At 37.5% G+C, this 21,383-nt stretch carries 25 protein-coding genes; 2 read left to right on the top strand and 23 right to left on the bottom strand.

The window, feature by feature from the left end:
* Position 1 precedes the first annotated feature (1 nt).
* From KJ593_02700 to tatA, 10 genes are all read right to left on the bottom strand, one after another.
* Complete coding sequence (locus KJ593_02700) at positions 2–1,654, bottom strand: hypothetical protein (protein ID MBU2540788.1); 1,653 nt, start codon at positions 1,652–1,654, stop codon at positions 2–4.
* A 10-nt stretch (positions 1,655–1,664) separates the two neighbouring features.
* Positions 1,665–2,846, bottom strand: a complete 1,182-nt coding sequence (locus tag KJ593_02695) for a nickel-dependent hydrogenase large subunit (protein MBU2540787.1) — start codon at positions 2,844–2,846, stop codon at positions 1,665–1,667.
* Complete coding sequence (locus tag KJ593_02690; GenBank protein MBU2540786.1) at positions 2,846–3,319, bottom strand: NADH-quinone oxidoreductase subunit C; 474 nt, start codon at positions 3,317–3,319, stop codon at positions 2,846–2,848. The genes KJ593_02695 and KJ593_02690 overlap by 1 nt, the downstream gene beginning before the upstream one ends.
* Before the next feature lie 9 nt (positions 3,320–3,328).
* Positions 3,329–3,745, bottom strand: coding sequence for an NADH-quinone oxidoreductase subunit NuoB (gene nuoB, locus KJ593_02685; protein ID MBU2540785.1), 417 nt, complete (start codon positions 3,743–3,745; stop codon positions 3,329–3,331).
* A gap of 10 nt (positions 3,746–3,755) precedes the next feature.
* A complete protein-coding gene (locus KJ593_02680; protein ID MBU2540784.1) occupies positions 3,756–4,679 on the bottom strand; it encodes an NADH-quinone oxidoreductase subunit H in 924 nt (307 codons plus the stop codon).
* Positions 4,676–5,233, bottom strand: a complete 558-nt coding sequence (locus KJ593_02675) for a 4Fe-4S dicluster domain-containing protein (GenBank protein MBU2540783.1) — start codon at positions 5,231–5,233, stop codon at positions 4,676–4,678. The genes KJ593_02680 and KJ593_02675 overlap by 4 nt, the downstream gene beginning before the upstream one ends.
* A 1-nt stretch (position 5,234) precedes the next feature.
* On the bottom strand, positions 5,235–6,050 hold the full coding sequence (locus tag KJ593_02670; protein ID MBU2540782.1) for an FAD/NAD(P)-binding protein: 816 nt from the start codon (positions 6,048–6,050) through the stop codon (positions 5,235–5,237).
* On the bottom strand, positions 6,043–7,068 hold the full coding sequence (locus KJ593_02665; GenBank protein ID MBU2540781.1) for a 4Fe-4S dicluster domain-containing protein: 1,026 nt from the start codon (positions 7,066–7,068) through the stop codon (positions 6,043–6,045). The genes KJ593_02670 and KJ593_02665 overlap by 8 nt, the downstream gene beginning before the upstream one ends.
* 179 nt (positions 7,069–7,247) lie before the next feature.
* Positions 7,248–7,976 (bottom strand): twin-arginine translocase subunit TatC, encoded by a 729-nt coding sequence (tatC, locus tag KJ593_02660; protein ID MBU2540780.1) that lies wholly within the window; start codon positions 7,974–7,976, stop codon positions 7,248–7,250.
* A gap of 30 nt (positions 7,977–8,006) precedes the next feature.
* On the bottom strand, positions 8,007–8,195 hold the full coding sequence (tatA, locus tag KJ593_02655; GenBank protein ID MBU2540779.1) for a twin-arginine translocase TatA/TatE family subunit: 189 nt from the start codon (positions 8,193–8,195) through the stop codon (positions 8,007–8,009).
* Between the two features lie 124 nt (positions 8,196–8,319).
* Here tatA and KJ593_02650 point away from each other — a divergent pair, with 124 nt between their 5' ends.
* Together KJ593_02650 and KJ593_02645 are read left to right on the top strand one after the other, a co-directional pair.
* A complete protein-coding gene (locus KJ593_02650; GenBank protein ID MBU2540778.1) occupies positions 8,320–9,399 on the top strand; it encodes a polyprenyl synthetase family protein in 1,080 nt (359 codons plus the stop codon).
* Positions 9,400–9,405: 6 nt separating this feature from the next.
* The gene (locus tag KJ593_02645; protein MBU2540777.1) at positions 9,406–10,245 is read left to right on the top strand and encodes a 4-hydroxy-3-methylbut-2-enyl diphosphate reductase; all 840 of its coding nucleotides are present in this window, start codon (positions 9,406–9,408) and stop codon (positions 10,243–10,245) included.
* On the opposite strand, the gene KJ593_02640 is transcribed toward KJ593_02645, so the two are convergent.
* The 13 genes from KJ593_02640 to KJ593_02580 all read right to left on the bottom strand — a co-directional run bounded on the left by KJ593_02640 (position 10,246) and on the right by KJ593_02580 (position 21,381).
* Complete coding sequence (locus tag KJ593_02640; protein MBU2540776.1) at positions 10,246–11,049, bottom strand: AsmA family protein; 804 nt, start codon at positions 11,047–11,049, stop codon at positions 10,246–10,248.
* Positions 11,046–12,707 (bottom strand): hypothetical protein, encoded by a 1,662-nt coding sequence (locus KJ593_02635; protein ID MBU2540775.1) that lies wholly within the window; start codon positions 12,705–12,707, stop codon positions 11,046–11,048. The genes KJ593_02640 and KJ593_02635 overlap by 4 nt, the downstream gene beginning before the upstream one ends.
* Positions 12,708–12,716: 9 nt before the next feature.
* On the bottom strand, positions 12,717–13,508 hold the full coding sequence (locus tag KJ593_02630; protein MBU2540774.1) for a radical SAM protein: 792 nt from the start codon (positions 13,506–13,508) through the stop codon (positions 12,717–12,719).
* Positions 13,509–13,526: 18 nt separating this feature from the next.
* On the bottom strand, positions 13,527–14,780 hold the full coding sequence (locus tag KJ593_02625; protein ID MBU2540773.1) for an MFS transporter: 1,254 nt from the start codon (positions 14,778–14,780) through the stop codon (positions 13,527–13,529).
* A gap of 121 nt (positions 14,781–14,901) precedes the next feature.
* Positions 14,902–15,330, bottom strand: coding sequence for a GNAT family N-acetyltransferase (locus tag KJ593_02620; protein ID MBU2540772.1), 429 nt, complete (start codon positions 15,328–15,330; stop codon positions 14,902–14,904).
* Between the two features lie 20 nt (positions 15,331–15,350).
* Positions 15,351–15,587: a hypothetical protein gene (locus KJ593_02615; GenBank protein ID MBU2540771.1), complete on the bottom strand. Its 237-nt coding sequence runs from the start codon at positions 15,585–15,587 to the stop codon at positions 15,351–15,353.
* 15 nt (positions 15,588–15,602) lie between these two features.
* On the bottom strand, positions 15,603–16,142 hold the full coding sequence (locus KJ593_02610; protein MBU2540770.1) for a peptidylprolyl isomerase: 540 nt from the start codon (positions 16,140–16,142) through the stop codon (positions 15,603–15,605).
* Between the two features lie 40 nt (positions 16,143–16,182).
* Complete coding sequence (locus KJ593_02605) at positions 16,183–16,467, bottom strand: GYD domain-containing protein (protein ID MBU2540769.1); 285 nt, start codon at positions 16,465–16,467, stop codon at positions 16,183–16,185.
* 67 nt (positions 16,468–16,534) lie between these two features.
* Positions 16,535–16,786 carry a SemiSWEET transporter gene (locus KJ593_02600; protein MBU2540768.1) on the bottom strand — a complete coding sequence of 84 codons (252 nt, stop codon included), beginning with the start codon at positions 16,784–16,786 and terminating at the stop codon, positions 16,535–16,537.
* A gap of 10 nt (positions 16,787–16,796) precedes the next feature.
* A complete protein-coding gene (locus KJ593_02595) occupies positions 16,797–17,591 on the bottom strand; it encodes a hypothetical protein (protein ID MBU2540767.1) in 795 nt (264 codons plus the stop codon).
* A 176-nt stretch (positions 17,592–17,767) separates the two neighbouring features.
* The gene (locus tag KJ593_02590; protein ID MBU2540766.1) at positions 17,768–19,549 is read right to left on the bottom strand and encodes a hypothetical protein; all 1,782 of its coding nucleotides are present in this window, start codon (positions 19,547–19,549) and stop codon (positions 17,768–17,770) included.
* Positions 19,550–19,639: 90 nt separating this feature from the next.
* Entirely contained in the window at positions 19,640–20,077 is a 438-nt protein-coding gene (locus KJ593_02585; GenBank protein ID MBU2540765.1) for a hypothetical protein, read from the bottom strand.
* Positions 20,078–20,409: 332 nt separating this feature from the next.
* Complete coding sequence (locus tag KJ593_02580) at positions 20,410–21,381, bottom strand: VanZ family protein (GenBank protein ID MBU2540764.1); 972 nt, start codon at positions 21,379–21,381, stop codon at positions 20,410–20,412.
* Between the last annotated feature and the right edge of the window lie 2 nt (positions 21,382–21,383).

The raw sequence follows: 21,383 nt of genomic DNA, 5'->3' as shown, positions 1-21,383 counted from the left end.
ACTACCTCAACAATAAAACGTAGAACAAAACAATCATCCCTAAAAGGGTCCATGCTAAATAGGAAGAAAGAATGCCATTGTGAATATAGCGCAATATCTTATTAAACGTTAGGGTTATCTTTTCACCAACAGAATAAATATCAAACACCTTATTATCTGCTAATCTATAGATAACCTTTAATGGACCTATGTTTTTGATCGTATTATAGAATTCAGTTCCTGAAATCCTCATATCCGGCTGTTTTTCTAGTATCTCCCCTCCTATAAAGGCCTCAGATTCTCTCGCGGTCTTTATCGTACCTAGAAAATAAATTAGAACACCTAAGAGAATGCCTAGAAGTATCAAAATAGTAGCCAGACCAGGATTCCATATCCCAGAAAATCCTACATCTTGGCCTAAACTAGGAAAGATAAACATATTAAGCGGTATCTTATATGCAAATACGCCAAAGATAACACATAAGGCCGCAAGTACAACAGGCGCAATATACATAGTAATACCAATGTCCCTTTGCTTGTTGCTTGCAATTGAGAGCTCTTTAGAGACTTGACCTAAAAATATAGCGTGTATTAGTTTCATAAAGCTTGCTAAGGTAAGTGCGCTGCCGAACATAGCCGCAATAAGGCATATTATCCAGACAAAACCACCTCTTTGGGCAGTCTCGATTATACCTTGATAGAGCATCCATTTTGAAACAAAGCCATTAAATGGCGGCACACCTGATATTGCGAATGAGGCTATTAAAAACGTAATAAACGCAGTGGGCATAATTTTGGCAAGGCCGCCTAATTTTTCCAAATCTGTTGTCTGTGTTTTTTTCTCGACTATACCTCCAGAGAAAAATAAACAGGATTTATATATAGCATTATTTAGCATATGAAACAGGCCGCCTGCAATACCAATAAGGCTGCCTGTACCTATACCTAAAACCATGTATCCGACCTGGCTTACAGCATGATAACCCAAAAGCCTCTTTAAATCATGTTGCATAAGTGCCATCATAACCGCGGCCACGATAGTAAAACTCCCCAGCAGCATTAAAAACATATTCATGGCTGCATTCATCTGAAAGATATCCAGCGAGATTCGCGCCAGGAAATATATACCAAGAAGTTTATCTAAAGATGCAGGTAAAAACGCACTAACAGGGGTAGGCGCATCTTCGGCAGTGTCTGGCACCCATGTATGAAAAGGCATAGCCCCTGCCTTAGCAAAGGCACCTACAGCAAGACTTAGATAGGCAATAACTGAAAGCCTATTATCTAGAGGAATGCTTAACTTGTCTATATTAAACGAGCCTGCTAAATGCCAGATAAAGGCCAAGCCCAAAAGCATAAATGCATCTGTTGCGCCGATTATTATAAATGATTTTTTAGCAGTGGAAGGTGTGCGCTTTGTTTGACCAAAACCTATCAAAAGATAAAGAAGAAATCCGGAAAATCCCCAAAATACAACAAGCAATGCAAGATTATTCGAAACAACAACACCTAAGGAAGATATCAGTGTCAGTAGTATATATAGGTAATAGCTAAGCTTTCCTTTTCTCTCCTTCATGAATCCGAAGGAATAAATAATCGTAAGCAAAGAGAAGAAAACTATAAATAAACTTACGAAAAAGGATAGATTGTCCATTCTGAAAAGTTCAGCGCTCATATTCATATCCCTACACACCCATCTTCTTTCTAATCTGTTTAGTCTTATCCTGTGATAATCTAACTAGATCCTGACCGTTATACATCTTCTCACCCTTCTTATTGCGCACTGCCATCCTTTCCGTACAACAATAGCAGGGATCTATAGCAGCTAAAATTATTGTTGCATCAGAAATCGTCTCACCCACAATAGTCGCCTTATATGTCGGCAGGTTCATAAAGGTTGGTGCGCGTACTTTATGTCGGACTGGCCTATTAGTTCCATCGCTTCTTACATAATGGAAACATTCACCCCTTGGTGCCTCGATATGACCAATACCTTCACCCGACGGGATACTCTTTATATTTGCGTCTATTTCACCTTTTGGCAAATTTGATAGGCAGTGCTTCATTATCTTTATCGACTCAAATGTCTCCAGTATCCTGACAACTACCTTATCAAACACATCGCCATTCTGGGTTACTATCATGTCCCATTCTACTTCTTCATATGCTCCGTAAGGAGAATCTTTTCTCAGGTCTCGCCCAACGCCTGATGCCCTCGCAGTAGGCCCAAGCGCACAAAAGTCTATAGACTCTTCTTTTGTAAGAATCCCGACTCCCTTGGTACGCGCATGAAGAACAGGATCATCTATAACAGCTTTCTTGAGCATTGTTAAAGTAGGAACAATAGAGTCTATCTTGCTTAAGACGCCCGGAATATCTTCAGGCTTTATATCTCTTCTTACTCCGCCGGGCTTAAACATAGCATAGTTATTTCTGTTGCCGGATAATATTTCCATCACATCTAAGATTTCTTCTCGTAACTTCCAGGCCCACATATAAACAGTATTATATCCTAAGAAATGACCGGCAAGCCCAAGCCATAACAGATGCGAATGTATTCTTTCGCCTTCGGCGATTATTGTCCTTATATATTTTGCCCTAGGAGGTACCTCCATAGGTATGATATCCTCTACTGCCCTTGTATAAGCAAATGGATGGCTTGTAGAACATATACCGCAGATTCTCTCTATGACAAAAGTAGATTGGTCAAATGTCTTGCTCTCAGAGAGTTTTTCTATTCCCCTATGGTTATAGCCTATCTGCACATCAACATCCACTACCCTTTCACCTTCAACTGTCAGGGTAAAAAATTCCGGCTCTTCTTGAAGCGGATGATATGGTCCTATTGGAACTATTGTTCGCGCCATTATACTCCCCTATCCCGGATAGCCTTTTTATCCCACTCTTTATAATCTCTTCTCAATGGATAAACGCCTTCAGGCCAATCCTCTGACAAAAGAAGTCTTCTCAAATCAGGGTGATTCCTAAAATTTATACCCAGAAGTTCATGGATTTCTCTCTCAATCCAATTCGCACCCTCAAAGACATTGCTGAGTGAATCTATTTCCAGTTTTGACTTATCCAGTTTTACTCTTAGAGATATCAGTAGATTTATTTCTTCTAATATAAAGTGATATAAAATCTCCATATGATTTCGCGCATCTAGTCCAGATGCAATATTAAAGCGCGCCTTTAAGTCTTTAAAAATGTAGGAGGCTACCTTAACCAATGATTCAGGCTTAATCTCGATATAAACCCTTTTGGAATGCTTATCAAAAAAATCAACTATATCTTTTTTGAATCTTTCTTTTAAATCAGATAAGACTTCTTCTCTTTTCATTTTTTCTCTTTAGCCCTTTTTTACCTTCTCAATCAATTTTACTACACCTGCAATAATCGCCTCTGGTTTAGGAGGACAGCCTGGTATATAAACATCAACTGGTATAATTTTATCCAAAGGCATAGGGCAATTATAACTGTCAATAAACATACCTCGAGACAAAGAACACTCTCCTATAGCAACGACAAGGCATGGTTTTGGAACCTGCTCGTACAATTTTTTTACTCTCTGCATTGATTTTCTGTTACCTGAACCAGTAACCAAAAGCACATCAGCATGCCTAATACTGCCTGCTAAGAGCATTCCAAATCTTTCCACATCAAATCTGGGCGTAAGACAGTCTAGTATCTCGATATCGCAGTTGTTGCAACTACCGGTCGAGAGGTGAAACACCCAGGGAGATTTCAGTAATGCCTTTAATTTCATACTCATTTTGCTATTTCCCCAACAATGCCAAGACAAGTGCAACTAAAGCAATTATAGTCATTGGACCCCAAAAAAATCTAATCGCCTGATCAATCCTTACGCGGGGGTTAGTATTTCTTATAACTGTTATAAGAGCAACTATGCCAACATATTTTAAAATACCATATAAAAGGTGTATGCCATCAAATCTAAACCCGCCCATGAATAATATCATCAAGAAAAACGGCAATACAAATAAGAACATATTCTTCATGAGTCTATAAATAGCAAGTGCGCTACCTGAATATTCTATCAAGGGACCGCCTATTATTTCTGTCTCTGCCTCTGGTATATCAAAAGGAACCAGGGCCAACTTTGCCTGCACACACATCAAGATAACAATAAAGGCCAAGATGCCAGAGAAGCTCCCAATAATAACACCACTAGCTGCCTGAAAACCTAGTATCTCGCCAAGTCTAATAGAAAAATTAGATTTTATAATCGGAACCAATACTGCAAGCAAAAATGGAAGTTCATAACCTAATACAAGCTTCATCTCTCTGGAAGCGCCTAAACTTGCAAGCGGATTGCCTGATGCAAAGCCACCCATAACAATGCTCAAAGAAGGAATCACCAATAAATATAATACTACTATAAGGTCACCCAGGAAGCCCTTATCAGGACTGATATTATTCATCCATAGTAAGGTCGATACTAATATAACAGCCGCGATACCAATAACCGGTGCCATCAAAAATGTTAGCTTATGAGCCCTACCTGGGATAAGCGTCTCCTTACCGAGAAGTTTTATGATATCTATCAATGGCTGCAGAATCGGCGGACCAACCCGATATTGAACCCTGGCCGTAACCTTCCTATCTATCCAGCTTGCCAGAAGTCCGATAACAGCTGTTAAGAGAAAACCAAAAAATAAAAAATAGATTATATAGATCACGCCTTTTCCCTATCCCAATGTGTAGAATGGACTATTAGATTATCACCTACTAAAAAAGTATCCTTATCCAATTTGATATCGCTCTTCTTCAAGGCCAAGGCACCGTAAGGGCAGGTCTTTATACACAACGGTTCATCCGGCTTATTTTTTCTATCAAGACAAAAATCGCAATTCTGAATTAGCAAAGGGACATTTTCTGGATATATCGTGCCGTAAGGACAGGCATGGGAGCAAGACTTACAGCTTATGCAACGCATATTATGCCTTATCAAAAACTTATCCTTATCCTTATCCTGTTCCAGGGCTTGGACAGGACAGGCATTAACGCAGTGCGGCTCTTCGCATCTTCTGCAGACAAGAGCATAAGTTGCTAGCTCTGCTACTGACATAATGCCATTATTATCTGGATGATAAAAATAACTACAATTTATTTCGCAGTCCTTACATTCACCTGAAGAACAGATATCAAGATCGATAAAAAGCCTCTTGTCCTTACCCTTTTCCGACTTGATATTTAATTTTCCCTGATGAATTTCTTCTGCACTCGTACTCATATCACTCCCAAATTTCATGGAATTTATTTATCTTGTCATAACGAAAGACCGGCCCATCTTTGCATGCATAATAAGTGCCTATTCTACAATGACCGCATTTTCCAATGCCGCAGGACATATTTTTTTCCATAGAAAGATAGATATTATTCTCCTCAAATCCCATTTCGAGCAATTTCATAGTTGCAAATTTCATCATTATGGGAGGACCACAAACAATCGCAATGCCTTGCTTATAATTCATCTTTACATCATCTAAAATAGTCGTTACCAGGCCCACGTGTCCCTTCCAGCTACTATCACCTTTGTCGACTGTAAGTTTCAAATCTAAATCTTTTCTCTTGGCCCACTCATCTGCCTCGCTTCTATATACCAACTCCTTAGATGTTTTACAGCCGCCTCTAAAGAATAATTTCTTAAAGTCATCGCTTCTTTCAAACAGAGAATACATTAGACTTCTTAAAGGCGCAAAGCCGCAACCTCCGCCTACAACCAAGATTTCCTTTCCCCTAAATTCATCTAAAGGATATCCTTTCCCAAAAGGGCCCCTCACTCCTATAATATCACCCGCTTTCAACTCGTGAATCTTCTCAGTAACCTTGCCTACTTTCATTACAGTAACTTCCATTATATCTTTAACAGAAGGTCGCGATGAGGGAGTAAAAGGGGCCTCTCCAACACCAGGAATAGTCAACTCTATGAACTGTCCTGTTTGAAACGTTATCTCTTCTTTTGGTTTGAATCTAATCGTCTTTATTGTAGGCGTCTCTGTGATTGTATCGAAGACTTCTGCCTCAATAGGCCTGTATGGATTATTCATCTTTTACTAATCTCTTTAAAACCTTTCTTATATCTATCTTTGCCGGACAGGCAGATATGCAGCGACCGCAACCTGTGCATGCATAAACATTGGCAAGCCTTGGAAAGAAATCGAACTTCTTTTCGAACCTGTTTCTCAATCTCATCCAGAGTTTTGACCTAGGATTAGCACCGCCCGCTACCTTTGCAAAGTCCTTTATCATACATGAATCCCAAATACGAAAACGCGCCATGGCCCTTGTATCCTTCTGGTCATAGAGAAGGAAGCAATGACAGGTTGGACAAACAGTATTACATGCACCGCATTCTACGCAGGTCTTAGCCTCATCAGCCCAGATATCGGATTCATAATTCTTTTCTATAATCCCTTCCAAAGACCCTTGATTTGGAATAAAATTATCTTTAATATTTTTTTCGACTTCCTTAATAACCCTGCTCCTCTGCTGGTCTCGCTCTGTAATAGAGGCCTGACTTGCCTTTTCAAAAAGAGCAGAATTCTTGTCAATAAGCTCGCCGCCTTTTCGCGAACCAGCCTCTACGATAAAACCATTACTGATTTGAGAAAGATTAATATCAAAGTCTTCCTGGGGGTAAGGCTTAATCCCCATGGCAAGGCAGAAACAAGTATCTATGGCACAGGTACAATCAGCTGAGATAATTAAATTTTCCTTGCGTGCCTTAAGATAAAAGGGATCCTCATAATCGTGGTCTCTGAATACATGGTCTTGGACCTTAAAACCTTTTAGATCGCAGGCCTTTACTCCTACGATGGCAAGAGGCCTATCCCGATGATGCGGAATGTCAGGTTTGAAATCATCCGCAACCTTTTCCCTGGCGCGAGAGAAAAATGACTTTAGCGGTTCAAATGAGCGCACTTCACCAATTATAAAAGAATCGCCAGAATCAGTATACCTCTTATAAAAACGCTGATCTCCCTTTTTAACAGGGGCGTAGACCTCATAGTCATTTTTTAGGATTTCTAAAAATCTGGAGAGGCTTTCAGAAGATAGATAATGCATAAAATTTAAACTTTGGATTGTTGCCTGGGGATTGCCCTTGTAAACCTCAAAGAATTGGGATGGCAATACTTTGTGAATAAAATCACAAATATACTAACATAAAGAGATACATTTGTCAAATAATTTTTAATTCTCCTATATTCACCCCTGCCTTAAATCTCTTGAATAAGGTTTGGAACTCAAGCTGAATGGTATACTAATTTAGAAAAAATAATCCCAATCTCATACAAAAATAATAAGGGCAGGGCCATTAGAATCTGCGTAATCACATCCGGAGGCGTAAGCATTGCGGCAATGATAAAAATAAATACTACTGCATGCCTTCTTTTCTCAGATAAGAAACGAGGCGTAACTATGCCTATCTTGGTAAGAAACAGACTTATTAAAGGTAGTTGAAAAACTATGGCGAAAGCAAAAACCAAAGTTGCCAAAAAAGATATGTATTTACTTAAGGTTATCATCGCAGGTATAAATTCAGTAGCAAAACTAAGGAGAAATCTCAAACCTATGGGAACAATTATAAAATATCCGAAGCCGGCGCCAAGTATAAAAAAAACAAAGGATAATGGTCCGAATATCAATACGAATTTTCTTTCTCTCGGCATCAAACCCACAGAGACAAACTTCCAAATCTGATAGATTATAAACGGCGAGGATAAAAATAAGCTTGCCAGAAAGACGATCTTTATATTAGTAGTGAAGGCCTCCTGAGGAGCAATAAATACAAGCCTGCCTATGGGCTTGACCAAAAACAAGAGTAGATCTTCGGCATAACTAAAAATAAAGACAAAGCAGATTAAAATACAAAAAATAGACTTTATAACCCTTGATCTTAATTCTTGCAAATGCCCTACTAACGTAAGTGGCTTATCTAAGCTATCTGGATTGGTTGAATCTTTTGGATTCATTGAGCTTGCCAGGTGAGGCCTCATAAAACCTTAGGAGATATCCTTATCTTCTCCCTTTGTCACTTCTTGGACGTCTTCTTTTATTTCTTTGCCCGCCTTCTTGAATTCTTTAATTGACTTTCCTAAGGCGCGAGCAATCTCTGGTAGTTTTTTAGCGCCGAATAGAAGCAAGATTATCAATAAGATTACAATAAGTTCGCCCATGCCAAATCTAAACATAAAGCACCTCCAATGAACACATAACCCCATACCAGTCCGCTGGAATGAGGAGACATTTTAGATAATTTCCACCTTTCTTATTATATCAATTTAAGGGATTACTGCAACTAAATTTAGATTGTCAATGGATTTCCTTTATGTTAACATTAATACCATGTTAAACAAATGGAGAAAAGATATTGATAAGAACCTTGCCTCTTTCCTTAAGGAAGTTAATGCTAACTATAAACTTCGCCTGATTTCAAATACCTTCTTTAACGGCATAAAATATTTTCTGCAGGGCAAAGGAAAACGAATTCGACCCCTTCTGTTTCTTATCAGCTATCATGGATATACAAAAAAGAGGAAATTCTCCTATAAGAATCTCCTACGCTGTTGCCTATCTTTTGAGCTGCTACATGATTTTATGCTTGTGCATGATGATGTTATAGATAAGTCGGCTTTACGCCGCGGCAAGCCAACATTACACAAGTTCTTCAACGCGAAATTAAAGACTCATTCTGAAAGTGACATTGGCCAGAATCTAGGCATTGTTGTCGGAGATTTTATATTTACCTTAAGCATTGATGCATTCCTTTCAATAGAAGAAGATTCAAAGAGAAAATATTTAGCGCTAAGGAAATTCCTAGAGGCTGCTGCTTCTACAAGTATCGGCGAATTCATCGATGTAATAGATGGTTGGAAGAAACCTGCTAGCATTAATGAAAAAAGAGTGTTCCTAAATTATACATTAAAAACCGCCAAATACACATTTGAGTCCCCCTTGCTCACAGCAGCAATCCTCTCCGGAGCAGGAAAGAAAGAACTCGCCCGCATTTCAAAAATGGCTATTCTTTTTGGTCAGGCGTTTCAGATTCAGGACGATATGCTCGGTGTCCTAGCTACAAGTAGAGAAATCGGAAAACCCATACTCTGCGATCTGGCAGAATCAAAAAAGACTTTACTAGTCTGTGAGACTTTTAAGAATTTAAATAGGAACGATAGATCAATCTTTAAAGACCTCTTAGAAAAGAAAACTAAAAATTATAAAGACCTAAAAAAATTCAGGTCCCTTCTAAAGAAATCCAGGGCTGACACCTACTGTCAAAATAAGATCAACTCTCTACTTAGGCAAGCATATTCAATCCTTTCCAAGTTAAAAATGAAAAAGAAATTTAAAGTGCTGCTTAGGAAATACCTAGGAAGTCTCTTCTTGAGAAACTAAATAGATATGAAAATAACTATAGCTAAATCTGCTGGTTTTTGTTTTGGGGTCAAGCGCGCATTGCAGATCTCCCTTAAAACCGCAACTTCTAAAAAAAACGCCTACATGCTGGGTGATATCGTGCACAACGAAGATGTCGTAAGCCGGATTCGTAAGGCAGGCATAAAAAAGATTAAAAAAATAGGCAGGGGTAATGCTAAAACACTTCTAATCCGGGCCCATGGAGCTCCTCTAGACACCATCAAAAAGGCTAAAAGATGTGGATATAGAATTGTAGATGCAACTTGCCCGATGGTCAAAGAGATTCACAGGATTGCGGCAAGGATGGAACGCCTTGGCTACAAAATCATAATCATCGGAGATAAGAAACACGACGAAGTGCAGGGTATTATGGGTCAACTAAAAGGCAAGGCAATAGTTATCCATGATCTTAAAACTATTCCAATCAATATAATCAGCAAGATAAAAAAGGCTGCGGTTGTAGTGCAATCCACTCAAAATCTAGATAAGGTATCAAAAATTGTAGATGTCTTAAATAAGACTGTAGAAAAGACAGAATTTTTTAATACGATTTGTAGGCCAACGAGAATAAAACAGCAGGAGATTAAAAAACTACCTCTTAAAAATGAGGTCATAATTATCATCGGCTCAAAAACCAGCGCCAACACAAAAAGGCTCTATGAAATAGCAAAAAATCTTAATACAAGAAGCTACTGGGTGCAATCAAAACGAGACTTGAAGCCAAGCTGGTTTAAGGATATTAGGAATGTAGGAGTGACTGCTGGGGCATCAACACCGGATTCAACTACCAAGGAAGTAGTCGAGAGGATAAAAGAAATAGCCTAGTTACCTTCCAAAGGGAAATATATCCTTTATTCTATCTGCGGTTTTGCCTATAGCTTCACTAGTAGTATCTTTAGCTTTTCTACCAACATCAACAACCTTACCTGCAGCGTCTATAGCAACTTTACTTGCTGATCTTAAAACGTCCCCCACGCTATCCTTCAACAATCCCACATCAAAATCCGTTAAGCTGGCAATAGCAGTATTCATGAGGGCCCTGACAATAATTAAACTCGCGGCCGTACGCATGTCTGTAATATTTGTGTATTTCTCATTTATATTTACCTTATATTCTCTCAGGTGCACACGGGGTGGGCTTGAATAATCTTTATAAATAACCTTGCCAATTTTTAGTTTGAGGGAATCTATCTGTAATTGGACTTCCTTTGCTTTCTTTTCTTCTGATGCAGCCTCTTTTTCTCTCTTTCTTTCTTGGACAACCTTTAAGCTATTAAGATTAAGCTCGCCATTACTGTTCTTGATAACTATCAATTCCTCTAAATGTATCTTTAGCTCCTCTAAATGAACCTTGCCTTTTAAAAAATCACCCAGATCATAATCAACGTAAATCTGTGGCATATTAACCATTATCTTATCTTGGAAGCCTTCTGGGTTATACAGCATCAAGCCCTCAATGTTGATATTGCTCTTAAGTATTCCAACATTGAAGCTATCAATAGTTAAACGAAGGCCTGTTACGGCCTTAACCGCAGCAGTTATGGCTCCTTTTGCTATCAAATTTTTTGCTAATATTAATGCAGAGATTAAAATTGCAAAAATTAAAATTAAGATAGCTATCTTCTTCATAGTCCTATTCCAATCAATTTCGGGCTAGCTAATAAAATTATCCCCAACAGAATCATTATTATCCCACCCATAAATTTTATTAGCTGTACCTGTCTTTGAGTAATATGTTTCGCTTTCAAGGTATGTCCGAATATTGCAATTATTGCTACTAGTGGAATTACATATATTAAATTATATAAAAACAAATAGGCGTAGTAGATAAGGCTAGTTTGTAATACCTTTGCAGATAATATAGCGGTGTAAATTATAGGAAATCCTGCAGTACAGGGCAACTCAACCAAAGAGGCGAATACCGCAAGGGTAATTGAAGAGACTATTAAAAGAGGAAGCGAGCCTTTCTGGATTATATCTTTCATTCTGGAAATTCTTACCAAGAGCGGCCCTTTGTGTTGCTCTCCTATAGTAAGGGAAATGCCTTTTTTAAAGAATAACAACTCCTTGCAGTTAATAAGTCCTGCAACTAGTGCAATAATAGCTATTGTGATTCGCAGCGGCGTTAAGAATCCGATGTATTTAAAGATATTCAACCATAAAGCCATGAATGAAAAATAAAAGACAAATACTACAAATACAAAACAAGAACCAACAGAATATATTCTCGCCTTTGAATCAGAAGCTGAAATAAGCAGCGTCAGAAGAAAGGTAAGAACAAACATATTGCAGGGATTAAACCCATCGATTAAGGCAATAATGAAAGTAAAAATAGGTAGTGGCATCTTATAGCCAGTCCGCTCTAATAAATCCGGCTGGATATCACGCGCTGAAATGAAGAAAACAAACAAAGAAAGCAATACAACTGCAACGATAATCCAATCCCTCCTTTTCCTTGCCTGCTCTGGACTTAAGTGTATGTCTTTCTTTGACTTTCGAATTCTGGATAAGGAAAACGGCGTTATGAGCAGAAGGAAAGTAATTAACATCCAGAATATGGGATTTGATACAAAGCCAAATTGGCTAACCCCTGCTTTTATTGGTGCTCCTCTCCATTGCAAAATCCAATTACCTATCTTTATTGCATTATCAAATTTTATTTCACCACCTGATATCTCTACAGTTACAGGATCTATCTTAACAAACTTAACGTTCCTCAAAGCAGAGGATATGTCTTTTTCAATTAGAATCTTTCTTAATATCCGCCCCTGGCCCCCTTCTCCCGAAATTAAAACTCTATTCTTTGTCCAGAACTTTACCTCACCTGGCAGATTCGTGATATCCAAATGAGCTAAATCAACTGAGGAACCATCTGCTAAAGGACACTTATTCGAAGAAGATCCCTTTATTAGCTCTTCTAGCTTAAACACATTGCTACTGCCAACTGCTGTTTGTTCTTTGTTAAGTATTAAAAATGGTATGCCGCTTCTGCGCTCGGGAAGATAGGTCTTGAAATATTCATCGCTAATCTCGCGATTAGAGGCTCGCAATTTATAAATCTCATATTCTATAACTACTAGATTTGGATATTTTGCGGTATATTCAACAAATAAGACAGGATCTACTTTGGCACAATGCGAGCAACCGATTCCGCTTAAAAAAGCTACACAAATTGCATCATCTTGCCTGCTATTATCAGCAGCTAGCGCAGACAAAGTAAAAAGGCTCACAAAAAACAAACTAGCTAAAGAAATAAAGATAATTTTGCGTTTGCGGATTTTAAACATAGCTATCTCCTAATGCAACTTTGGTCTTCGTCTCAGTGTATCACATTTATTTATCGGAATCACTTTTTTATTTTTAGCCTTATAAACACTGACAATCCTTGTATTCTTGGCGCATGTTTTTAAAAATGTGTCTTCTATTGTTTTTAATTCCTTCTTTGACAAGGCCGCAGCCTGGGAAGGCCTTAAAGGCGTATTAATCTGAATTTCATCCGGCCTAATCTGGGCTGCTATCTGGGCTATTTCCTTTGCATATCTTTTGTTTTCCTTAACAAACATAATCTGCAATCCCAATTCACCTTTGAATTTATCTCTAAAGTCCCCTATTGCCTTTATTATAGTAGGAAATTTTATCTTTTTCATGGGTTTATTTACTCTGAGGAATAAATCCTGTGAATTGGCATCAATTTTTACTGCAACAAAATCAGCTAAGAGTAAGTCTCTTTGGACGTCTTGCCTATAGATTAATGAGGCATTGGTCAAGACGGCGATTCTTTCACGCCTTTTTCCCCTTATTACCTTTATCATCTGGCCCAAATTCTTAGCAAGAGTAGGTTCAGCAGTTCCAGAAAATGTAATATAGTCTGCTTCCAAAGCTGGTAGCATTTTAATTTCTCGCAAGAGTCTTTGCGTAGGCACAAAAATCCTTCTTCTATCGCTAAATATCTTGGTCTTGCCCAGCTGACAGTAAATACAATCAAATGTGCAGATTTTTACTTTGCCTGATACAGGATCTATGCCTAGAGAGCTTCCCAATCTCCAGGATGAAACCGGACCATAGATATACTTAAGTCTTTTCTTCATCTCATTTCCTAAATTATTCTATCCTATATTCTTTCTCGTTTTAGGAATGCGTAAAATGAAAAATATGCCTAAAAATATGAATATATTTAGGCTGAATAAAGCCAGACGATAACCTATCTCTCCCAAGGGAGAAAGTAATAAAAGCATAAGACCCCAGAATAAGGCTCCCAAAATACTTGAAATATATCCTACAAAATTAAACAAACCAAAAACCGCTCCAATTCTATCCTTAGGCACTAAACTAATAGCTAAGGCGCGAGCCACAACACTGGTTGCGCCCATGGCTAATCCTACTGCCGCACCAACGAAGAAAAAGAAACCAGGGCTTTTCGCTATCGCGCCAGCTAAAAAACAAAATATCCAGAGAATAAATACGGAAATCAAACATCTCCTATAGCCTATATAATCACTGATTGCGCCTGAAATAATGCTGCCGATTATTGCAAAAAATGCCCCAAAGGCAACAAGGTTAATCATCTGGGATTCGTTTAATCTAAATACCTGACTGGCATATACGGACATAAAAAGGATTATTACATTTATAGCAGCCAAGCCAAAAAAGGCTGATTTTAGAAAATCCGAGGCGCCGGGTATCTTGTAAGTTTGCGAAAATGATGTGCGTATGGTTTTAAATGCCTTACTTATACTATCCCTCTTGAAAAACTGAATTAGACCTATTGCCTGCTTTGAATATTTATCCTTTATGAGAATAATACAAGGTAGGGAGAATATCAGGAAAAATAAAGCGGCAGGAAGAAATGCTGACTTGTATCCATATTCTAAGACTAAAGGCTTTACAAAATATAGTGATAACACAGCTCCCAAATATGCAAACATTCTGCCTAAGCCTGAAATTAATCCCAGTCTTTCCTTAGGTGCAATATCAACCATAAGGGCATTATAGAAGACAACAGCAATCTGACAGCCAAAATTGGCTATGGCAAAAAATATAAGTGCTAAGAGAATACTTTCGCTAAGACTTAAAAAAATCGTAAAGATTACAGAAAGCAGCGTAAAACATGTGAGAAAACCTTTGTATCTTCGGGTGAGGTCTGAAATAAATCCCAGAAATGGTGCCAAGAGAGCTACGAAAAATATTGAAATCCCAAAAGAAATGCTATAGAGAATCTCCGGTACTCCTTTCTCCAAAACAAGCCAGCGCACAAAATAAAGAGATATTATATTCAGGACAAAGAACTGGTTAGCTAGATCATAAAGCGCCCAGGAGAGAATCAGGAATCCTCTTCTTGTTTTATCCGAACTAATCCTCATAAAGGACATTTTAAAAAAGAATATTATATGGTGGGTAGTCCTAAAAGCAGTAGTTTCAGAACTAATCTAGGAACCACCTCGAACTTATTCTTCTATAATTCCTTCTACTCTGTTTGCTAAATTATGCCTTAAATAGCATAATCTTATTCTTCTTAGGACCAAGGACTGTTCTGTGGTGTCGCTTGTATTCTAATGCCTCAGGGCCTTTCGGGATTTCCTTAAAACCAACTCTTTCTACAAAATTGGGCCTATGGGTCACGCCGTATATAGGCTTTTGCGGATTACGTCTCTTTGCCTCTTCAATAAGAAACAAAACCATCTTCGTGCCAATGCCTTTTTTCCGATGGCAATAATCCACTCCCAAGGAAGCAAGTTCGAAATATTCTCCATAATCTTTTATCCTGGCAAACGCCACTGTCTTGTTATTATTCTTTGCAACAAAAAACTGTTCCCGACTGGCATTCTCAGAATCAAGAAGATATTTTTTCAGCTTCTCTTCAATGTAGGGGGCATCTTCTTCCTTGGCTCTCTGTATGATTATATCGTCCATTTTCAGTCTAAACTAATTATCTAATCCAGGAACTCTAGGGCCTCCTGGATTAATGGAACAACAGCCCCTGCCTCTGCCTTAGTCATTCTGCCAAGTTTAGCAAACCTAAAGCCTCCTTCAGGATCCCTGTTCTCCCTGTTGATTTGTAATTTCCTAGCGCCTTTATTGTAAGAATAAACACTTACTGTTAAACGGCCGGAATCGTTTTCCCAAGACTTTGAAAATAAAGATTCATCCAGACTGCTGTCATATGGCATCTTTTCCCTCCTTGGTTAAAAGTGTGCCTTTATAATCTTCTGTTCAACAAGTGGCCTATCTAGAGGCCCCGTAGCTGTATTCTCGATTTTTCCGACTACATCGTAGCCTGAAATAACCTCACCGAATATTGTATGGCGCATATTAAGCCAGGGCGTAGAGACTGTTGTAATAAAAAACTGGCTGCCATTTGTATCGGGACCGGCATTTGCCATTGCAACTAATCCTGGCTTATTGAATTTGACACCAGTAGTAACCTCGTCTTCAAAAGGCATGCCCCAGATTGACTGACCTCCTCTTCCTGTTCCTGTTGGGTCGCCTGCCTGAATCATAAAATTTTTTATTACCCTATGAAAAATTATCCCATCATAATAGCCCTGTTTAACCAATTCTGTGAAATTCTCACAGGCCTTGGGAGCTATCTTAGGATACAATCTAATTTTTATAATCCCCTGATTTGTTTCCAATATTACAACATCATTGTCTTGGGCAGAATTGTAGCCACAGGCAATACCAATAAAAATAACTAAAGATAACATAACTAAAATTTTTTTCATAAAACCACCTAGCCTATCCAGATCTGAATTCAAAAAAAGCTTAGGCCTGAGCAATCATCTTATCGAAATCTTCTACTGTTATTGCTGGTGATGTAGAGAACGCAACATTTGTTAACCTAGTCAGAGCCAAGGACGCCTTCATCGCATCTTGTAAACCAGGAAAATCTACTATAAGAACCAAATCATGCTCCCCTAAAAGGGCATACGTTGATTTTAACTTGCCGCCAAGTTTTTCAATGACGCCCGTAGCTTCCTTTGTCCGATTAGCGCTTATTCCTTGTATTGCCTCTCGTGAATATTTACCAAACATAAAATAAATCGCCATATTACACCTCCTTAATGAGCACATCACTTATAGAGTCCTCAAGACAACATAAGTGATTTAGCCGAATTCACTTATACTTAATTTTCATTATCACAATCAAAAGCGCCAAAGCCAAGGTTGCGGTATTAGCCAGAATAATCGGCAACTCTCCTATCAATATCCCGTAGATTAACCAAAGTAATACGCCTAAAGAAAATACAGAAAATGTAATTAAAGAGAGGTCCTTTGTGCGTTTTGTCTTAAAAATCCTTATTACTTGCGGAAGAAAAGAGATTGTACACAAACTTCCTGCTATTAATCCAATTATAAAACTTTTCATCTAAAGAAACCTAAAATTTTAACGTCGCAGCCAAAAATGGTCCTGAAATCTGAGCCTGGAAGAAATCAGGATCATCTTCTGCCTCGATGTCGATCATTCTATAGCCACCGACTATGTCAAGATTCTTAAACGGTAGTATCTTTATACCTGCCTCTGCATCAAAAAAATAACCATAGTCCCCGGCCGAAATACCAGAGATCTCAGCAAAGAGATTCATTTTTTTAACTGGGTTAATATCTAAGGTAACGCCGACTGTTGGTAATACGCCAAAGAACTCCTCTGATTCCTTGATGGTCAAAGCCGGTGCATCAAGCGAAACATCTGCCAATATACCTTTTGCCTCCAATATAGTGCCAAATTTCATACCTCCATCAAATAAGTCAACGAATTGCCATAACCACCCAAATCTTAAATAGGTTATATCTAAATCTGACTTTACCTGCGCTCCTGAGGTATAAGATTGACCTTTAAACTCAATAGTACGTGATATACTCTGATCGCCGCTATAATCTACCTGGGTGTAGCCAAGTCTTATTTTGTTATTCGGCCCTATATGCCAGATAATTCGTCCTTCTGGAAAATCTTCATCACCGATGCCAAGGTCTGTCTTGAAATCAAACTTCGCGCCTACATTAGACTCAACCACTTTAGCCTCTGTATCCAAATCCGTAACCCAATAACGGCCTTGAAATTCTACTGTCACGTCTTGCCTAGCCTGGCTTTCGCAAAAGGCGCATGAAGAAACAAAAACTAAACCTGCAGTCACCATTAAAAATCCAAGAGTTATTAGTATCTTTTTTAACATGCAATCTCCTTTTAAGCCACCTCTAAAGCCTTATCCAAAAAATTAACTGCCTAACTTATCTCTATTTCAAGATAAAGCGCAGATATAATCTCTTTGGCTACAAGTATACTTTAGCATCTCAGAGGCAATACTGAAAGAAAAATTTCCTGCTAATTTAATCTCGCTACTTAAACTAATCATAAATCCTTAATCCTATAGACAACTATTTTGGCATCTTCATAAATTTTATTTAAAGGGAATATATTTTCTATATATTCATGAACTGGTGTATTTAAATAAGGCGAATGAATTATAATATATCTTAGATTAAAAGAGTCTATAAATTCTTCTACCCTTTTCTGCTCTTGGGAAATATTTTTAGGTAGCTGAATTTCCCTTGTTCTCTGTAACTCGAGAATAGCTACGAAAATTGGCTGACGTAAGTAATAAAACGCAGCGCTGGAAGGGAATCTCGATACATAACCTCCAAATATAGGCTTCTGATGTATAGACTGGTAATACATAGCGCGCACGCTTGATTGTTCGCCAAGTAACTTAATACTATCCTGCCACCCCAGAGGAATTTCTAAAACAACGCCTGTCTGTTTATCTCTTTTAATCTGCTCGTAAATAAGTGGCGGTTTAATATTTTCTATAGGGACTCTGGCTAAATATTCAAATGAAATCAATGCTATTATAATAATAGCAGCGAACGATTTCTTCCAAGTTTTTTTTAGTTTATCAAAAATAAAAACAAGAGAAAACGAGGACAATATTGCACAACATAACATTGCCATTATCAAAAAGCGAGCTGGGATTCTTACATTCTTTAAAATAGGAGTAAAATAAATAATAAAAAATGGCAACGGAATCATTATCTTTCTTCCTAAAAAATGGGGAAATAAGCCTAGCGACAAAAGAAGAAAAACAATAAGAGAAAATGACCAAAATTTCGCATCCTTCTTCTTATTATAGAATTTAATTATTGCCAGCGTTGTCAAAATAATAACCGTAAAGCCGATAAAGACTGTGCATTCTGCTGTATTGCCCCTAAAGTATTGCGCAATTTGGCCTGCAAATTCACCAAGAACCGGATGTAATACCGAGGGCGTAAAAAAACCAGCCAAATCTGCTACATAATTTTCTGCAAATTGCGAATGTGTTAAGTCTAGAAGTCTAGATTCTAAAGACACGTATCTGAAGATAGCTATCAAAAGAGGCAAAAAGATTATGAAGAAGGTAAGAAAAAATGTTAAGATCTTTTTAAGAAAGAGGCGATTTAAAATTAACTTCTTATCCGATATCAATACATATCCAAGGTAAAGAAACGTAAAAATTATCAAATAAAAGAGATAATAATAAGCTGAGAAGACATTGAATAATAAAAAGATACCAGCTAGAATCGCATTAAATAGCTTACCTTTTTCCTTGGTCATGCGGATCAAAAAAAGGACATAAAAGGGAATCCATTGAGTCGTTATTAAATCGTAATGGCCTAAAAGATGTGCAAACCTATAAGGACAAAAGGCAAAGATGAAACCCCCGATAAAGGCTGCCAGCCTGTTTTTAACCAAATAATTGATTAACAGGTATGTTCCGAAACCAGAGAGGACAAAGGATAGGACAGTCAGAATATTATTAGCAACAAGAACATCAAAAAGTAACTGAAACGGTATAGAAATAAGTCCGTTTAAGAAGGTCAATTCATGCAAGGTCAGATTTATGCTGTTCGGGTAAAAGATATAATCTGTATGGAAAGGATTGGTCTTAAGGTCAAGAAGGGCAAATTTTACCCACCAAAGGTTCCAGAGAAATAATGGACCATCACCGCCATCGCTATAGAAACCAGTAGTGAAATTATTAATTAAGGGGTAAGTAAAAAATACGGTTAGGACTAGGTAGCCAATAAGGACTGCACAAATTATAGTTAGAGGATTCTTGGAGATCTTATTATAACAATAAATTAATTTTTCTCTCACTTCTCATTTAAAAAAAGAACTGGTCTATCTTGTTAAATCCTACATTAAAATTTAACTGAGGTGGGTAACGGGAAACTACTTTTTTTGTTTCTAACTTGTTGGTTTAAATGGCATTCTCTCATCCCATTGAAAATACCATGGTTTACCAGTGTTATCTTGGAAACCAACTCTATATTGAGCCACAGCAATCTTACCTTGTGAACCCTCTTGAAATTCAATAATACCAACCAATTCTACGGCGATGTCCATGTTCCACAAAGGCACAGAGGATACTTTTACTTCTTTATCATTCAATTTCTCTAGAAGTTGTTTTTTTGCTTCTTGGACATCTTTCCACCCACCATTAAATTCAATAATTGTGATATCCTTTATCTCGGAATTGATTATTTGTTCAATTCTATGCCATTCAATTTTTACGTGGTTATTCTTTCCTTCCGGGTCAACTATTGAATAAAGGCCACCCTGTCCATAACAAATAAAGGAATACAATAAAATAATAACTGTCGTTATAAAAATTTTATTTTTCATTACTTTTATTTTAATGCTGCAAAAAAAGCTGGGGTCTCCCTCAAATATCACGAGAGAACTCCTATCTTTATCTACAAGACTTTATTATATCGAGAATATACCAATTATCAAGAAAATTCGGTGTTCTAAAGAGGTCATTTTCCTCGCCAAATTTTGAGCACCAAAATATAAAAATATAGTGAAATCCTGCGAATGCTACAAAATTATCTCCCTATAAAAATCCCTACAAAATTCAAAGAATTTTGCAGGACTAGTCCTATGTAACCCTTGGAGATTACGTAAGGCACAATTTATACTCAAAAGACATTCATCTATATACGCGGAATGTAAAATCAACAAGCAGGGATGGTATTCAGCCAGCTTTGAAATTCATCAAAACAAGGCCAACTCTTCTGGAAGGATGTATGGTCTATTATGATATTATCTATCGAAGGGAGCAATTTTAAAAAGGCTATCTTGGGTAAAAGATCAGAAAATTCAGATTGATTCCATTCAACATATTCTCCTTTTTTACAATTCTTATTCTTGACAACAATCTGCTCTAATTTCCGATTGTGACAAATCAAAACTAAATGATCCTGTTTTCCTTTATACTTGAAGTGCACATGACCGCCATTATGACCTGTATTTCTTTTAAAAGCAAAACAAATCTGCTTTGCGATTTTTTTGAGATTGCATCTTTGGGCTTTTGGCATGCGTGCATCCTTATAAGTCTTTATCTTTTTCAACTCCTCAACATATCTACGTATCTTTATATTTACTGCCTCCAATTTTGGCCTAACGACCAGAGCGATTAAAAATTGTCCTGTTAGACCACTTAGCCAATCTATACCAACATCCTTGATCTCGAAGCCACGTCCACCTAAACCAGATATCTGAAGCATCTCATCCAAAACAGCAAAAAACATTATAAAAAGACTCGACCATCCGTAGAGAATTTGTGTACCAATATTATGTCTTAGGGCCCGATAAACAAATAAACTCAATATACCATATCCTAAGAAATGTAATCTATCTGTAGTGACTTTTACATTCATTAAAAAGAACATGCTTACGATGAAAAAAACTCCCAGCCATATATATGAAGAGGCGGCAGATTCTTTACCTCTTGCGATTAAATAAATTAATAAACAGATAAATACTGCTGCGATTAATAAGTTTATTATCATATTTAAAATAACATCAACTGTATCTGCATTTAGACTAACAAGAAGTTTGTTAGAAAAAGGTATGATTAATAATAAGAGGGAATAAACAGATATTGCAATTGTCCAATCAAGGATTATCCTGGTCCTTTGGTACATTT

This window comes from Candidatus Omnitrophota bacterium (assembly GCA_018830005.1).
GTDB lineage: Bacteria > Omnitrophota > Gorgyraeia > JAHJTE01 > JAHJTE01 > JAHJTE01.
The sequence above is the reverse complement of the archived record's forward strand: the minus strand, read 5'-3'. Positions and strand labels throughout refer to the sequence as shown.